The sequence below is a fragment of the Arcicella sp. BE140 genome, from assembly GCF_031456255.1.
Lineage (GTDB): Bacteria > Bacteroidota > Bacteroidia > Cytophagales > Spirosomataceae > Arcicella > Arcicella aquatica.
In genome coordinates this window covers 93,692-109,043 of sequence record NZ_JAVDUE010000012.1, presented here as the reverse complement: position 1 = coordinate 109,043, position 15,352 = coordinate 93,692, and the positions used below count along the sequence as shown (strand labels likewise).

The window sequence follows — 15,352 nt, the reverse complement described above, 5'->3', positions numbered from 1 at the left end:
TCATTACTCGTTGCTCATTGCTCAAGGCTGACAGCTCATCGCTCACGGCTAAAAGCTCTTAAACACAAACCTCTTTAGCCAATACTAAAATCTGTTCTAAAAATTCTCGTGAGTTACTCAATCTTGGTACTTTATGTTGTCCCCCTAATTTTCCACGATTACGCATCCAAGCATAAAAAGTCTCCTTCGGTACTACATTCACCTTTGGGGGACTCAATACCATATCTTTATATCTTTTGGCATCGTAATCAGAATTAATTTCTCTGAGCGTTTCATCCAGCACCGTATTGAATACCTGCTGGTCGTTTGGTGCTTGCGAAAACTCAATAATCCATTCATGACAGCCCTGTTGCTTATTATCCATATATACTGGGCCGGCAGTATAATCACTCAAAATAGCGCCAGTTGCTTCGCAGGCACGTGTAATGGCTATTTCAGCATTTTCAATAATCAGTTCTTCACCAAATGCATTGATAAAATGCTTGGTTCTACCTGATATTTTAATCCTGAAAGGATAACGAGAAGTAAACCTTACCGTATCACCAATTTTATAACGCCATAAACCCGAATTAGTCGAAATAAGGATAGCATAGTTTTTATTGAGTTCTACCTCCTCTATTGTCAACGCTTTTGGATGAGCTAACTCAATGTCTTCCATCGGAATAAACTCATAGAAAATGCCATAGTCAAGCATCAAAAGCATTTCATCTTTTCGGTTGAAATCGTCTTGAATCCCGAAAAATCCTTCGGAAGCATTATAGATTTCAAGATAATTTACAGAAGAAGACGGAAAAACTTGATGACTGAACATTTCTCGATAAGGCTGAAAAGCCACCGCCCCGTGAATGAAAAACTCAAAATTTGGCCATACTTCCAAGATATTATCTTTGCCCGTAATTTCTAATATTTTGTCAATCAATACTAAAGTCCAAGTAGGTACGCCTAAGATACTCGTAACATTTTCCTGAGAAGTTACCTCCGCCATTTTTTGAATCTTCTCTTCCCAAACATCCATCAAGGCTACTTCCAAAGAGGGCGTACGAATGAGTTGAGCCCAAATCGGAAGGTTTTTCATGACCACAGCCGAAACATCACCCAGATAAGTGCGAGCATTTAACTGATTAGACTGCAAACTACCACCAATAGAAAGACCTTTGCCAGAAAAAACGGCTGTATCAGGTTTGTTTTCTACCAAAAGTGTCATCATGTCTTTTCCTCCCATGAAATGACAATCGTCCAGAGATTCTTTAGAAACAGGAATGTATTTACTACGGGCGTTGGTTGTGCCAGAAGATTTTGAAAAATATTGAATGTCAGAATGCCATAGGATATTTTGTTCTCCGTGCATCATCCTTTCAATATAAGGATAAAGGCTTTCGTAATTTGAAATGGGTACTCTTTCTTGAAAGTGCTTGATAGAAGAAATTGACTGGTAATCGTATTTTTTTCCCCACTCTGTATGCCTTGCCGACTGAATAAGACTCCAAAACATATCTTCCTGCGTTTCCATAGGTCGTTCCATAAAAGACTGGATACGGGGCAAACGTCTCTTCATCAACCAAGCGATTGTTTCATTAAGAATATCCATAAGTTAAGAATGTCGGCTTTAAAATTAGAGATTGTCTATTTACAAACTTAATAGAATTTATTGAATGTATCAAGTAAGCAAATAATAGGGTGACGCTATACTAAAAATACAGAAGTCAGCTTTCAAGGGCCGACTTCCTGCAAATGCTTATTTTCTTCTTTTCAATGCTAAGTCCTGAGCAGTATCATAATATGCTCGTAAGTTACTCCAATCGAACGTATCAGAAATACTTTCTACACGGTTTCGCTGGGTAATTCTTTCACGAAGCGACTGCTTTACAAATTTCAAAAGCATTTCCGAAAGTTGTTCTGCTGCTTTATGGAAATCTTGTGTTTTACGGTTTACTACCATTACGCCCCATTGTTCATAGTCACGCATGATTTGCATCATATAATCACCAAAGCCCGAAAGGTCTGAAGTAATAGTAGGAACACCTCTGGCAATACATTCTAGTGGTGTATATCCCCAAGGCTCGTAATAACTTGGGAAAACCCCAAGATTACACCCTCTTACAAATTGTCCATAATCAAGCCCGAAAAGAGGGTTTGTCGACACAATAAAGTCTGGGTGATAAACAATCTTTACTTTGTCGTCAGGATTGTTCATCAAATTTGCTTTTTTGGTATAATCCGTAATCCCATCTTCATTTTTCAACAAGTGTGTTACCACTTTCGGACGCTTATTAGTCTTCCAAGTCTGAATAGTTCTACGCAAGCGCAAACGCCAGTACTCATCAATGAATCCGTTCAAATCTGGCATCTGTAAATCTGTTGCCGAAGCCGAAGCATTGAAAAGCTTCTCGCCAATTTGTTTTTCAATAGCATTACAAGTTTCATGGATTTCGTCCATTACCGCTCTTGACTGTAGTACCTCTGGGTCAATAGAATGATAAGGCTGTTTGGTAATAAAAAACATCACAACCGTTTTATCTATTTTGGCTTGTTTCATTTTCCAGTTCAAACGTGCCAAGGCTTCTAAAGTAATATCATAGCCTTTGTTTGAAAACTCATATCTACCCGATGTAAAGAAATAAAGCGTTTTACTTAAATCAAAAGGCTGGCTCTGGAAAAAATGCCCCATCACAAATTCATTGATACGGTCTTTGAAAAGCGTATGTAAATTTTGATGTTCGTGCATAGCCGAGAATCGAGTAATATTTAATCCATTCGGTAAAATCAAGTCTGGTACTTTACCCAACAAGAACTCGCATTCTCTGGCAGTTACATCACTTACCGTTGTCATTACATGACACATATTCGCAGCCAAGCGTTCGATGGTAGCTTGGGCTTCGATACCGTAATGACGAGCTTCGTCTAGCCAATTGAATGTATGTAATTTATCATAAAAATCAGGCACATTTCCTGCTAAATAACGCCCCAGCATCGTAGCATGGGTAGTAAAAACAGTAGCGATTTTAACGTTATCTTTTCTCAAATCAGGAATACAAGTAGCCGACATCCATTCGTGGATATGGGCAACTATTTCCGTCTTACTTCCTTGGTCATTCGCCAATTCTGTTAAAAAAATACGAATCATTTCACCAAACAATATTGTTTGGTTTACGATGTCTTCAACATGTAATGTTGATACTTGATGCTTATCCCAAAGACTTGCTTTTATCTGATTAAGTCTGTCAGCAACGGTTGCTAAATCAAACAATACAATTCTGGGTTTTCCTGTAACTAACCAATATCCATAATGTACCCCTAAACCCATCGAACGCATTTTCTGAATGGTTTTACCCAAAATCGAATCATCTAAATCGTGAATAGGTTCAAATTCAGCAGAAGCTGTTTGTGGAAAATATGGCCCTAACAAAAAATAATTATTACCCCACTTTTCAACCATTGATGGCACTTTGGTACGAATTACGGTGTAGATTCCACCAACTTGGTTACAGGTTTCCCAAGCAATTTCAATTAAAACTTTTTGCTTATTAGCGGATGATGTGAGAGGGTTTTGAATTTCCATTCGTCGGTATTAAGTTTTAGAATATTTTCTGTTTACAAATATGAACGTAAATAATATTCATATTTTAAGAAAAATTAAAATAAAATCAATTTTACTTTTGCGTGAATTTTATTACTCTTTCAAGCCAAAGGAATATTTTGTAATCTATATTTATTTATAAAAAATGCTAATAATGAAATGCAAGGCTGTCTTTAAATGTTGTTACTATTATATATACTTATCCTAAAAGTAATACACATTGCTGATAAATCGAATACAAATCTAAAAGAATGAGGACAAATTTGTGCTTAATTCTAATTAATATTTAACGCTTTTGATATTATGGAGTAATTAACATCATATTTACTCTTTTTAAACATAAATGTTATCTTTTTTTTAGCTTTTTTGGCAAATAACTGAACAAAATAATACTTTATCGTGGTTGTAAAAGAGATGAAGAAATATCAACGAGACTATATTGAAAACGTAAAAATCTAGGTTTATAATCAACAAACACCCAAATACTTCTATCATCAGGTAAATATTAAAGTTAAAATATTCCAAAATTTGTTCGAAGGTTTTACGAACTTTGTGGCTGAAAAAAATCAGCAAAACCAGAGAACAACAATTATAATTATGCTAAGAAGACCCAGAAGAAATCGCCAGTCAGCAGCTATTCGTGCAATGGTAGAAGAAACAACTTTATCAGTTAATGATTTTATCTACCCGATGTTTGTGATGGAAGGCAACAACCTCACTAGCGAAGTAAAATCAATGCCTGGTGTTTACAGGTATTCTATTGATAAGATATTAGAAGAAATGTCTGTTGTACAGGACTTAGGGATTCGTTCTATTGCACTTTTTCCACTATTGCCTGAAGACAAAAAAGATAAGGTTGCCTCTGAAAGCTATCGCCAAGGAAATGTTTATTTAGAAGCCATTCATCAAATTAAAAGTAAGTTTCCATCTATTGCCATCATGTCGGATGTAGCCATGGATCCTTATTCTTCTGATGGACACGATGGATATGTAGATGAAAAAGGGAATATTCTGAATGATGAAAGCTTAGAGATTTTAGCAAAAATGACTGTCGCTCAAGCAGAAGCTGGTGCTGATATTGTTGGTCCTTCAGACATGATGGATGGACGTGTCAGAGTACTCCGTGAAGCTCTGGATAGCAAAGGTTTTATCAATGTTTCTATCATGGCATATTCTGCCAAGTATGCTTCCGCATTTTATGGTCCCTTTCGTGATGCTTTAGATTCAGCGCCTAAATTTGGAGACAAAAAAACGTATCAGATGAACCCTGCCAATGTACGTGAAGCATTAATTGAAGCAGAACTTGATTATAGTGAAGGAGCAGACTTTTTAATGGTAAAACCCGCTTTGGCTTATTTGGATGTTATCAAATCGTTGAATGATAATTTTGATATTCCAATTGCTGCCTATAACGTCTCTGGCGAATATGCTATGGTTAAGGCCGCTGCTCAAAACGGTTGGTTAGATGGCACCAAGACAATGGTTGAATGTTTGACATCAATCAAAAGAGCGGGGGCTAAAGTAATATTAACTTACTTTGCTAAGGAATATGCTAGTCTTAGCAAATAGTGTAGTAGTATTTAAAAGAGAAAGGCTTAGCGTCAAATTGACGCTAAGCCTTTCTCTTTTAAATTAATTCACATCCTTCCCTTCACTCAAGGTTTTAATCATTTTAGCTACATTGTCTTTTTCTAAATCGTTCGGTGCAAGTGTTAAAGCCAATTTCGCATATTTTAACGCATTTTTAAAATCTCCTATACCCGAATAGCCTCTTGCTAAACCAACCAACGGAGTATATTCATTTGGGTTCTTTGTAGCATTTAATTTAAAGGCTTCAAAAGCTTCTTGAGGCTTCTTCTCTTTCAACAAACCTCTAGCATATTGGTGTATTTCTGTCACATTACCTTTGGGTAAAGCTAGTTTCATGGTAGCATCGGCTTCGCTATCTTTCCCTAATTTTCTTAATATGGCAGCTTTGGTACTGAGCGTTGTAAAATTTGCTTCGCCTACATAGCGTTCGGTAATAGAGCGTTCTGCCCACGCCAAACCCTCTTCTAAGTTTACATTGTTTTTTAAACAATAGCTAGCGGCTTCATTTAAAGTTTGCCAAGTTCCCCCTTTTTCGCCTCTCAGTTCATCACGCATAGAAGCTAAAACAAGAGGATGTACATCTACTTCTACCTTAAAAGGAATTTTCCATTTTTCCCATAATAAAGCTACCGTAGCCGATTTTTCAGTCTGGTCAACAAACTCGTACTTTAGCCATTCAACTAAAGGCTGTTCTTTCAATTGTTTTACGTTTACGCGTAAAGCGTCTTCTTTTTCGTCATAATAATAGCTTCCCCACGACGTAGCATTTTTTGAAAAAATAATTGTTACCTCATTTTCTTGTACTGCCATAAACAGTCCATATTTACCAGCTGGCAGTGTTTGTCCTTCTATTTTCACTGGTGTTGAAAAACTAATCGTCGTATTCATATTAGCTCCTGCTCGCCAAGGTGCCGATACAGATGTGCCAAAACCCAAATCTGCAAAGCCGTAATGCACTAATTGCCCCCAAATTTTACCTTCACGTCCTTTTACTCCAGGACGGTGATAATTAATTGTCACATCCGTTAATCCTATCCTTTCGCTAACAGAAGCTAGTTTATTTCCACCGTTGGGTGGAACAGTTAATTGAGCCAATACATCCAACATTAGGAATATTGACAGAAACGATGCTAAAATAATTTTTTTCATGGTCTTTAGATTTATTTTTTGACAAAGGAGGAAAATGATTCATGTAAAAATAATTATTTATAATGAATAGTATCCAACAGGATATTTTTTAAGTATATTTTTAACGTAAAGTATATTCTTAAAATAATTTAAAATAAATTTCTTAGATTAGTACACTTTAATTAAAGATTATTTATAAATTCGCAAAACTGGATTTCTTAGGGTAGTTTATATGAGAAAAAATCGGTACTTAATCATCTTTATGCTGTCTTTTTCACTCCTTAGCTGTGAGGTGAACGACTATGTACATCCAGATGCATTGCCCGAAATTACTCAGATTGGGAAGCAAACTTTTGGTGCAAAAATTAATGGAGCTATCTGGACGCCCTTTCAGCGATACCAAGCCAACCCTAATTTTAAGCCTGCACCAGTAGTTTGGGGTAAATATCAAAATTCAACCCTCAGATTAACCGTAACTAATCAAAACACTTTAGAGTCGATTAGCTTTATGATTAATAATGTTCAAGATACTGGTAAATATCAGTTCATGAAATATTTTCCTAAAAATGCTGTTGAGTTTACACCTTTTGCCAGTGTTTATCAAAAGTGTAGCGACGGTAATTGTTCTCAATACGCTATTTGTCAAAACTGTGAAAACGAAGTGAATATTATCCGATTTGACCCTGTTTCAAAAATCTATTCGGGTACTTTTAACGTAACTTTTCAAAACAAAGACAAGCCTTCTGACATAATTGCCTTGAAGGATGGTAGGTTTGACATCAAAGAGTAATTTTAAAATGTATTATTTTCAATCAAAAACAATTATATTTTACATTAATTCGGGGTTGTTTGGTATTTCACTGAACAACCTTTTTTTATTGCCTAAGCTCAGTTAGTTTGTATATTTGTTGCCAAGAACAAGGTTTTTGTCTTTAACTTAATCCTAAAAGAATGCCTTTAATAAAACCTGTAAAAGGAGTATCGCCTACTATGGGCGAAAATTGCTGGCTGGCCGAAAACGCTACCGTTGTTGGTGATGTAACACTTGGGGAAAATTGTACCGTTTGGTTCAATGCTGTTATCAGAGGAGACGTTAATAGCATTTCAATTGGAGATAATTCTAATATACAAGACGGTGCTATTATCCATTGTACTTATCAGAAAACCAAAACGACTATTGGCAATTATGTTTCTATTGCCCATAATGCTATTGTTCATGGCTGTACGATTGAAGACAAGGTATTGATTGGTATGGGTGCTATCGTGATGGATGGGGCTGTGATAGAAACAGGATCAATCATTGCAGCAGGTGCTATCGTCACACAAAATACACGTGTTCCTGCAGGAACTATTTATGCAGGTAATCCCGCTAAATTCTTAAAAAATATCTCTCCAGAAGCTGCGGAGGTATTTATGAGAACCGCCAATAATTATATCATGTATGCTGAATGGTTTAAATAGCTTTTTAGCTAGTAGCTTTGAGCCGTGAGCTTTGAGCTTTCTATTAAATCATCCATTTCACAAGGAAATTATTAATTTTAAAATCTCAAAGCTCGATGCTCATAGCTGGTAGCTTAAACAAATTTTTCCATGCCAACAATATTCACTAAAATTATCAATGGCGAGATTCCTTGCCATAAAATTGCAGAGGACGAAAACTTCATTGCATTCTTGGATGTTATGCCACTTGCCGAAGGACATACTTTGGTGGTTCCGAAAAAAGAGATAGACTATATCTTTGATTTAGACGATGATTTATTGGCAGGTCTAATGATTTTTGCTAAAAAGATTGCTCCAGCACTACAACAGGCTATTCCATGCCGAAGAATTGGGGTATCTGTCATTGGCTTAGAAGTACCGCATACTCACGTTCATTTAATTCCTTTGAATACGATGAATGATATTAATTTTACAAGAGAGAAATTAAAACCATCGCAAGAAGAATTAAAAGCAACGGCTGATAAAATCAGAGGACTTTTATAATTCCAATTTGAAAATTTGATGATTTGAAGATTTGAAAATGAATGTAAGCCATTAGGCATTTAATCATTTTCAAATCTTCAAATCACCACATCTTCAAATCATCAAATCCTACTTCAAATGTGTTTTCAAAATATTGATTTCAGCTACTGGCGCAGCTCTTTCATATAAAATTTTATAGACTGCATCAATGATGGGCATATCTACACCATATTTCTCGTTTATTTGGTGAATACTCTTTACGGCATAATATCCCTCCGCTACCATATTCATTTCTATCTGTGCCGATTTAACCGAATACCCACGCCCAATCATATTTCCAAAAGTACGGTTTCTTGAAAACTGCGAATAAGCCGTTACCAGTAAATCGCCTAAATAACCCGAATTGTTCAAATCCCGTGAAGCTTGTGGATAAGCATAATCTAAAAAGCGTTTGATTTCCTGCATAGCATTAGAAACCATTACCGCCTGAAAGTTATCTCCAAAACCTAAGCCGTGGGTGATACCACAAGCCATTGCTACAATATTTTTGATTACTGCACAGTATTCAACACCGTATAAATCTGCAATAGGGTTTGCTTGAATATATCTGCAACTCAACAAGTTAGAAAACTCTTGGGCTAAATTGATATTAGGCGAACCAATGGTTAGATACGACTGCTTTTCTAACGCTACTTCTTCAGCATGGCATGGACCAGCAATTACACACATCTGTGTAAGCGGCACACCAAATACTTTTTCCATCCAGTCGGTTACCAACATATTTTCATCTGGAATCATCCCCTTAATCGCTGATACAACTTTCTTTCCTGCAAAATGATTACGCGTAAGGTTTTTCAAAGCGTCAGGTACAAAAGCTGCAGGTACGGCCAAAATTACATAATCTACCCCATACAAGGCATCGTACATTTTGTAATATGCCTTTACTTTTCTTGGGTTAAGCAATGCATCTGTTAAATAGCTTGGGTTGTGATTATACTTTTTAATAAAATCAACATCCGATTTACGGCGAAGCCACCATTTTACTTTGACATTGTTTTCAGTTAAAATTTTGATGATAGCCGTTGCCCAACTACCACCGCCCAATACAGCAATTTGTGTGGGTAAACCTTTTTTGAAAGCAGGTATTTCTGTCATGTTAAATATTAAGGGAAGAAATACTTTTACTAAGACAATTAGTTCAAGTATCTATTATTAGCCCTGACTATCCCTTGATGATTAAAAGCATCTGTGCGGATTGCCACAAAGGTTGATTTGCAAAGCTAACAAGGCTCTGAGCAAAAAGAAAACAAAACAAAACAATATTTTGAAGAGATTAGTGTTCGTGGGCGATTAATCCCAGAAAACGATAAAATAAAGGAGTCTCAAACAATGAATAAATCTTCATTATTTGAGACTCCTTTACTAAAATGGTTTGTTGATACCAGTGTAAATAAAATTGCCAATTCCTTTCTCTTAGGATGTGACTAAAGTCACACCCTAAAAGGAAAGACATTATTGATTAATTAACTGTTTTGTTACGTTTAAGAGAGAACAAACAGATTATTCCCCTTTTGAAACAGCACTTAGATTTTGAAGTTCAGCTTCAGTATACACTTGTGAACGAATAATAAACCGCAGACCCAAGGGTATTTCTAAAGAAAAGCTAGCTCCTCTCCCTTCAACAACATCTAATGTTAACTGGGTATATTGCCAATATTCAAACTGAAAGGCACTCATAAAAAATTCGCAACCATGAATTTCGCCCAATAAAACATCGTTAGCACCTGTTTTAAATTCACCAACAGGAAAACACATGGGAGCAGAACCATCACAACACCCTCCGCTTTGATGAAACATAATGGGGCCATGTTCCTTACGCAGGCGGTCGATTAACTCCTCTGCCTTGGCAGTAACCAATACTCTCGGGGTTTTGTCCATGAATTTTATGATTAAATGGCTATCGGTCGTCGGATTTCAGCTTTCAGTCATCGGAAGTTAACTTTCAGCTATCGGTCATCGGATGTCGGCTTTTTACTTACTACAAGCAAACATATTACTGAAAGCCGATGACCGAAAGCCGATAGCCCCTAAAAGAATCCTAATGCCTTTTTATCATAAGAAATCAACATATTTTTGCAAGAACGATAATGGTCGAGCATCATTTTATGATTTTCGCGACCAAATCCAGATTTTTTGTATCCACCAAACGGAGCGTGAGCAGGATATGCATGATAGCAGTTTACCCAAACACGACCAGCCTGAATAGCTCTTGGTACTTGATACAACTCGTGAGCATCACGCGTCCAAACACCAGCACCTAAACCATACAGCGTATCATTAGCAATTTCAATTGCTTCCTCCACAGTTTTAAAAGTCGTTAAGGCAGCTACAGGGCCAAAGATTTCTTCTTGGAAAACACGCATTTTGTTATGTCCTTTCAAAATCGTCGGTTGAATATAATAGCCATTAACAGCGTCGCCCTCTTGTAAATGCGCAGCTCCTCCACAAAGTGTTTCCGCCCCTTCGTCTGCTCCAATTTTCAAGTATGATAATATTTTCTCGTATTGGTCGTTCGAAGCCTGTGCACCAATCATCGTAGTCATATCTAATGGGTGTCCTTTTTTGATAGCATTTACCCTATCAATTAATCTAGCAATAAAGGCATCAGCGATAGACTCGTGTACAAGGATTCTTGAAGGACAAGTACATATTTCACCTTGATTCAAAGCAAACATCGCTGCACCTTCCAAACACTTATCAAAGAAATCATCATCTGCCTCCATGATACTTGGGAAGAAAATATTTGGTGATTTCCCACCCAATTCCATCGTTACTGGAATAATGTTTTCTGAAGCATACTGCATGATTAAACGTCCAGTAGTGGTTTCGCCTGTAAATGAAACCTTCGACACTCTAGTAGAACTTGCCAAAGGCTTACCAGCTTCCAAACCAAACCCATTCACAATGTTCAATACTCCTGCTGGTAAAACATCTTGAATCAATTCTAATAAACACAAAATACTTACAGGCGTTTGTTCTGCTGGCTTCATCACAATCGTACAACCGGCCGCTAAAGCAGGAGCCATTTTCCAAGTAGCCATCAAAAGAGGGAAATTCCACGGAATAATTTGAGCAACCACGCCAATAGGCTCATGGATAATCAAAGAAAGTGTGTTGGGGTCATGTTCGGCAGCAGAACCTTCATCTGTTCTGATACAAGCTGCAAAATAACGGAAGTGGTCAATTACTAAAGGTAAGTCAGCATTGATGGTTTCTCTGATAGGCTTACCGTTATCAATTGTTTCAACAGTAGCTAAATACATCAGGTTTTGCTCAATAATATCTGCAATTTTGAGTAGGATATTACTTCGTGTTGTTGCCGAAGTCTTTGACCACGTAGCAAAAGCCTCATGAGCTGCATCTAATGCTAATTCAACATCTTCTTTTGTTGAGCGAGGTACTTTAGAAATAACCTTGGCATCAATAGGTGATGTATTTTCAAAATATTGCCCTTTTACAGGTGCCACCCATTTTCCGCCGATAAAGTTTTCGTATTGATTTCTAAAAATTGGTCTTGCTATAAGATTGTCGGTATTTGAGCTCGCAGTTACAGGAGCTTCTGCTTCAAGATTTTCCATAATAAAAATTAAATGCGTTTCGTGATTTATTTTTTACAAATTTATCTTGAATTATTACTATTACTATTTACTTTTATATCACAAAACTTGATGATAGTATCATAGTATTTTTTTGTCATAATATTGAATTATTGTCATAAACATGATAATCGTATCATTAAAATTGACTATTGTATCATTTAATATTTAGCAAATTGCATCAATAAGCTCATCTTAGTATTATTGTAAATAAAGTTTTACAGCACTTGTGCTACCATTAACCATTGGGTTCAATCAAATTAAAATGAAACAGATTCATAAGCCCCAGTCGCCAGCACTCAAGCCGGTAAAGGATTTAATTACGCTCGTTGAGAACCGTACTGTATATTCATTGGATAATTTTGAATTGAATATATTCGAGACTCATCAGCAAAGCGAAGACGTCCGTTTGAAATTCAATAGCTTTGTGCTTACTACGATGTTTCGTGGTAAAAAAGTAATGCATTTGTTTGATAAGCAAGGTTTTGAATACCTCCCTGGCGAGTCAGTAATTGTACCAGCCAATGAGGAAATGAAGATAGATTTCCCAGAAGCGGATTTCTCGAACCCTACGCAATGCATGGCTCTTGCGATTAAAAGTGAGCAAATTAAAGAAACAGTCAATCTTTTAAATGAAAAATATGCTAAAGTAGAAGAACATGAGTCGTGGCAGATAGATTTAGATACCTTCCATTTAAAAAACTCGTTGGAAGTCAGCAATACGATTGACCGCCTTGTAAAAGTTTCTACAGAAACCAATTCAGCGAAAGACTTATTTGCTAATTTTATGGTTAATGAATTGTTAATCAGACTCATGCAGACACAAGCAAGGGTATTGATTGTAGATAATTATAAAAAATATGCTAATACCAATCGCTTTGCCTTCGTGATTCAATATATCAAAGAACACATCACTGAGAAACTGAATATAGAAAAGCTTTGTGATTTAGCTTGTATGAGCAAGCCTAACTTCTTTCGTCAATTCAAAAGAGAATTAGGCATTACACCTGTTGATTTTATCAATCAAGAGAGAATCAAGATTGCTAAAGAGTTATTGGCTGAAACCAGAAATGATATTAGCGATGCTTGTTTCAAGGCAGGTTTTGGCAGTACCAATTACTTCTTTATTATCTTCAAAAAGCATGTAGGCATTACCCCCGGAAAGTTTAAGGAATTATGTTTGTTGTCGGGAGGAAGAGGAGGAGCTAATCTTAGTTTGCATCTTTCACAAAAAATGATTGGCTAAAAATATTCTTTATAAACAAAAAGCCTTCACAGAGTTAACTCCGTGAAGGCTTTTATATTTTTTACTAGTACGCTGGGATGAATTACAATCCTTTCGCTTTTTTCACGATTTCTTCTGCCAAGTTTTGTGGCACGAATTCATAGTGAGAGAACGTTAAGTTTGCAGTAGCACGTCCAGAAGACATAGTACGTAAATCAGTTACATAACCGAACAATTCAGATAAAGGAATATCAGCTTTCAAGATTACAGCACCTTGTTTAGAATCCATACCTTTCATCATACCACGACGACGGTTCATGTCACCAGTGATAGGACCTGTGTATTCGTCAGGAGTAACAACTTCTACAGCCATGATTGGTTCCATGATTTTAGCACCAGCTTGTTTAGCTGCTTCTTTGTAACCCAAACGAGCTGCCATTTCGAATGACAATGCATCTGAATCGACATCGTGGAAAGAACCGTGGTATAAACGAACTTTCATTGAATCCATTGGATATCCAGCTAAAGCACCGTTTTTCATTGCTGCTTCAAATCCTTTTTGGATTGAAGGAATAAATTCTCTTGGAATTACCCCACCAACGATAGCATTAACGAATTCCAATCCTTCTTTACCATCTTCTCTTGGTCCGATTTCAAATGCGATATCGGCAAATTTACCTTTACCACCTGATTGTTTTTTGTAAACTTCACGGTGTTCAGTAGATTTCGTCAATGATTCTTTGTAAGCTACTTGCGGAGCACCTTGGTTTACTTCAACTTTGAATTCACGACGCATACGGTCGATGATGATTTCAAGGTGAAGCTCACCCATACCTTTAATGATAGTCTGTCCTGTTTCTTCGTTAGATTCAACTTGTAACGTTGGATCTTCTTCGATTAACTTACCAATAGCTTTCGAGAAGTTATCTTGGTCAGCTGATTTCTTAGGCTCGATAGCATACCCGATAACTGGCTCAGGGAATACCATTGATTCAAGAACGATTGGGTTTTTCTCATCAGATAAAGTATCACCAGTTTTGATGTCTTTAAATCCAACAACCGCAGCGATATCACCAGCTTCTAATCTTTCGATAGAATTTTGCTTGTTAGCGTGCATTTGGAAGATACGAGAGATACGCTCTTTGTTTCCAGAACGGTTGTTCAAGATATAAGAACCAGCCTCTAACACACCTGAATAAGCACGAACAAAACATAAACGACCTACGTAAGGGTCAGTTGCAATTTTAAATGCTAAAGCTGCAAATGGATCTTGAGTAGACGGTTTACGAATGATTTCAGCATCAGTACGTGGGTCAGTACCTACGATATTATCTTTATCTAAAGGTGAAGGTAATAATGCCATCACATAGTCAAGCATTGTTTGAACACCTTTGTTTTTGAATGATGAACCACAAAGCATCGGAACGATTTTCATTGCGATAGTAGCAGCACGAAGTGCAGCTAAGATTTCATCTTCAGAAATTGATTCTGGATCTTCGAAGTATTTCTCCATCAAAGTATCATCAAATTCTGCTACTGCTTCCAATAATTTCTCACGGTATTCAGTTGCTTCGTCGATCATATCTTCAGGAATAGGCACAACTTCAAAAGTCATTCCTTTATCGTGCTCGTTCCATTTGATACCACGGAAGTTAACTAAGTCAACAACGCCTTCAAACTTATCTTCAGCACCGATTGGCAATTGTAAAGGCACAGCATAAGAACCTAACATTTCTTTTACTTGTCTACAAACATTCAAGAAGTCTGCACCCGAACGGTCCATTTTATTAACGAAACCTAAACGAGCTACGTTATAGTTGTTTGCTAAACGCCAGTTAGTTTCAGATTGAGGCTCAACACCATCAACGGCACTAAATAAAAATACAAGACCATCTAATACACGTAACGAACGGTTTACCTCAACGGTAAAATCCACGTGACCTGGAGTATCGATAATGTTAATGTGGTAATCTTGTTCTCTGTATTTCCAGCCTACAGTAGTTGCAGCTGAAGTAATGGTAATACCTCTTTCTTGCTCTTGCTCCATCCAGTCCATTGTTGCTGCACCATCGTGTACCTCACCAATTTTGTGGCTTACACCAGCATAGTAAAGAATACGCTCAGTGGTTGTTGTTTTACCCGCATCAATGTGGGCAGCAATACCAATGTTTCTTGTGTACTTTAAATCACGTGCCATTGTTAATATGTTGATTA

At 36.9% G+C, this 15,352-nt stretch carries 12 protein-coding genes; 5 read left to right on the top strand and 7 right to left on the bottom strand.

Annotated features, from left to right (window positions below):
• Positions 1-58 precede the first annotated feature (58 nt).
• Together J2Y60_RS16910 and J2Y60_RS16905 are read right to left on the bottom strand one after the other, a co-directional pair.
• Positions 59-1,588, bottom strand: a complete 1,530-nt coding sequence (locus tag J2Y60_RS16910) for a GH3 auxin-responsive promoter family protein (protein ID WP_309920869.1) — start codon at positions 1,586-1,588, stop codon at positions 59-61.
• Between the two features lie 147 nt (positions 1,589-1,735).
• The gene (locus J2Y60_RS16905) at positions 1,736-3,559 is read right to left on the bottom strand and encodes a glycosyltransferase (protein ID WP_309920871.1); all 1,824 of its coding nucleotides are present in this window, start codon (positions 3,557-3,559) and stop codon (positions 1,736-1,738) included.
• Positions 3,560-4,174: 615 nt separating this feature from the next.
• Between J2Y60_RS16905 and hemB the strand changes: the two genes are divergently transcribed.
• The gene (hemB, locus tag J2Y60_RS16900) at positions 4,175-5,146 is read left to right on the top strand and encodes a porphobilinogen synthase (RefSeq protein WP_309920876.1); all 972 of its coding nucleotides are present in this window, start codon (positions 4,175-4,177) and stop codon (positions 5,144-5,146) included.
• Positions 5,147-5,209: 63 nt separating this feature from the next.
• On the opposite strand, the gene J2Y60_RS16895 is transcribed toward hemB, so the two are convergent.
• Complete coding sequence (locus J2Y60_RS16895; protein ID WP_309920879.1) at positions 5,210-6,316, bottom strand: DUF2911 domain-containing protein; 1,107 nt, start codon at positions 6,314-6,316, stop codon at positions 5,210-5,212.
• Between the two features lie 211 nt (positions 6,317-6,527).
• Here J2Y60_RS16895 and J2Y60_RS16890 point away from each other — a divergent pair, with 211 nt between their 5' ends.
• The 3 genes from J2Y60_RS16890 (at position 6,528) to J2Y60_RS16880 (ending at position 8,278) form a co-directional block, all read left to right on the top strand.
• Entirely contained in the window at positions 6,528-7,085 is a 558-nt protein-coding gene (locus J2Y60_RS16890; protein WP_309920884.1) for a hypothetical protein, read from the top strand.
• A 161-nt stretch (positions 7,086-7,246) separates the two neighbouring features.
• Positions 7,247-7,756: a gamma carbonic anhydrase family protein gene (locus J2Y60_RS16885; protein WP_309920887.1), complete on the top strand. Its 510-nt coding sequence runs from the start codon at positions 7,247-7,249 to the stop codon at positions 7,754-7,756.
• A gap of 129 nt (positions 7,757-7,885) precedes the next feature.
• Complete coding sequence (locus J2Y60_RS16880; protein WP_309920890.1) at positions 7,886-8,278, top strand: HIT family protein; 393 nt, start codon at positions 7,886-7,888, stop codon at positions 8,276-8,278.
• Between the two features lie 108 nt (positions 8,279-8,386).
• Here the strand turns inward: J2Y60_RS16880 and J2Y60_RS16875 are convergent, their stop codons facing one another.
• The 3 genes from J2Y60_RS16875 to J2Y60_RS16865 form a co-directional block, all read right to left on the bottom strand.
• Positions 8,387-9,412, bottom strand: coding sequence for an NAD(P)H-dependent glycerol-3-phosphate dehydrogenase (locus J2Y60_RS16875; protein WP_309920893.1), 1,026 nt, complete (start codon positions 9,410-9,412; stop codon positions 8,387-8,389).
• 405 nt (positions 9,413-9,817) lie between these two features.
• Complete coding sequence (locus J2Y60_RS16870) at positions 9,818-10,195, bottom strand: DUF779 domain-containing protein (RefSeq protein ID WP_309920896.1); 378 nt, start codon at positions 10,193-10,195, stop codon at positions 9,818-9,820.
• Positions 10,196-10,344: 149 nt separating this feature from the next.
• Positions 10,345-11,895 (bottom strand): aldehyde dehydrogenase family protein, encoded by a 1,551-nt coding sequence (locus J2Y60_RS16865; RefSeq protein ID WP_309920900.1) that lies wholly within the window; start codon positions 11,893-11,895, stop codon positions 10,345-10,347.
• A 283-nt stretch (positions 11,896-12,178) separates the two neighbouring features.
• Here J2Y60_RS16865 and J2Y60_RS16860 point away from each other — a divergent pair, with 283 nt between their 5' ends.
• Positions 12,179-13,159 (top strand): AraC family transcriptional regulator, encoded by a 981-nt coding sequence (locus J2Y60_RS16860; RefSeq protein WP_309920904.1) that lies wholly within the window; start codon positions 12,179-12,181, stop codon positions 13,157-13,159.
• Between the two features lie 82 nt (positions 13,160-13,241).
• On the opposite strand, the gene fusA is transcribed toward J2Y60_RS16860, so the two are convergent.
• A complete protein-coding gene (gene fusA / locus J2Y60_RS16855) occupies positions 13,242-15,335 on the bottom strand; it encodes an elongation factor G (RefSeq protein WP_309920907.1) in 2,094 nt (697 codons plus the stop codon).
• Between the last annotated feature and the right edge of the window lie 17 nt (positions 15,336-15,352).

Excerpts from the sequence above, each read along its gene's own strand:
- hemB (WP_309920876.1), top strand. The coding sequence starts at position 4,175 with ATGCTAAGAAGACCCAGAAGAAATCGCCAGTCAGCAGCTATTCGTGCA.
- J2Y60_RS16870 (WP_309920896.1), bottom strand. The coding sequence starts at position 10,195 with ATGGACAAAACCCCGAGAGTATTGGTTACTGCCAAGGCAGAGGAGTTA.
- J2Y60_RS16875 (WP_309920893.1), bottom strand. The coding sequence starts at position 9,412 with ATGACAGAAATACCTGCTTTCAAAAAAGGTTTACCCACACAAATTGCT.
- J2Y60_RS16890 (WP_309920884.1), top strand. The coding sequence starts at position 6,528 with ATGAGAAAAAATCGGTACTTAATCATCTTTATGCTGTCTTTTTCACTC.
- J2Y60_RS16860 (WP_309920904.1), top strand. The coding sequence starts at position 12,179 with ATGAAACAGATTCATAAGCCCCAGTCGCCAGCACTCAAGCCGGTAAAG.
- J2Y60_RS16895 (WP_309920879.1), bottom strand. The coding sequence starts at position 6,316 with ATGAAAAAAATTATTTTAGCATCGTTTCTGTCAATATTCCTAATGTTG.
- J2Y60_RS16885 (WP_309920887.1), top strand. The coding sequence starts at position 7,247 with ATGCCTTTAATAAAACCTGTAAAAGGAGTATCGCCTACTATGGGCGAA.
- J2Y60_RS16910 (WP_309920869.1), bottom strand. The coding sequence starts at position 1,588 with ATGGATATTCTTAATGAAACAATCGCTTGGTTGATGAAGAGACGTTTG.
- J2Y60_RS16880 (WP_309920890.1), top strand. The coding sequence starts at position 7,886 with ATGCCAACAATATTCACTAAAATTATCAATGGCGAGATTCCTTGCCAT.
- J2Y60_RS16905 (WP_309920871.1), bottom strand. The coding sequence starts at position 3,559 with ATGGAAATTCAAAACCCTCTCACATCATCCGCTAATAAGCAAAAAGTT.
- J2Y60_RS16865 (WP_309920900.1), bottom strand. The coding sequence starts at position 11,895 with ATGGAAAATCTTGAAGCAGAAGCTCCTGTAACTGCGAGCTCAAATACC.
- fusA (WP_309920907.1), bottom strand. The coding sequence starts at position 15,335 with ATGGCACGTGATTTAAAGTACACAAGAAACATTGGTATTGCTGCCCAC.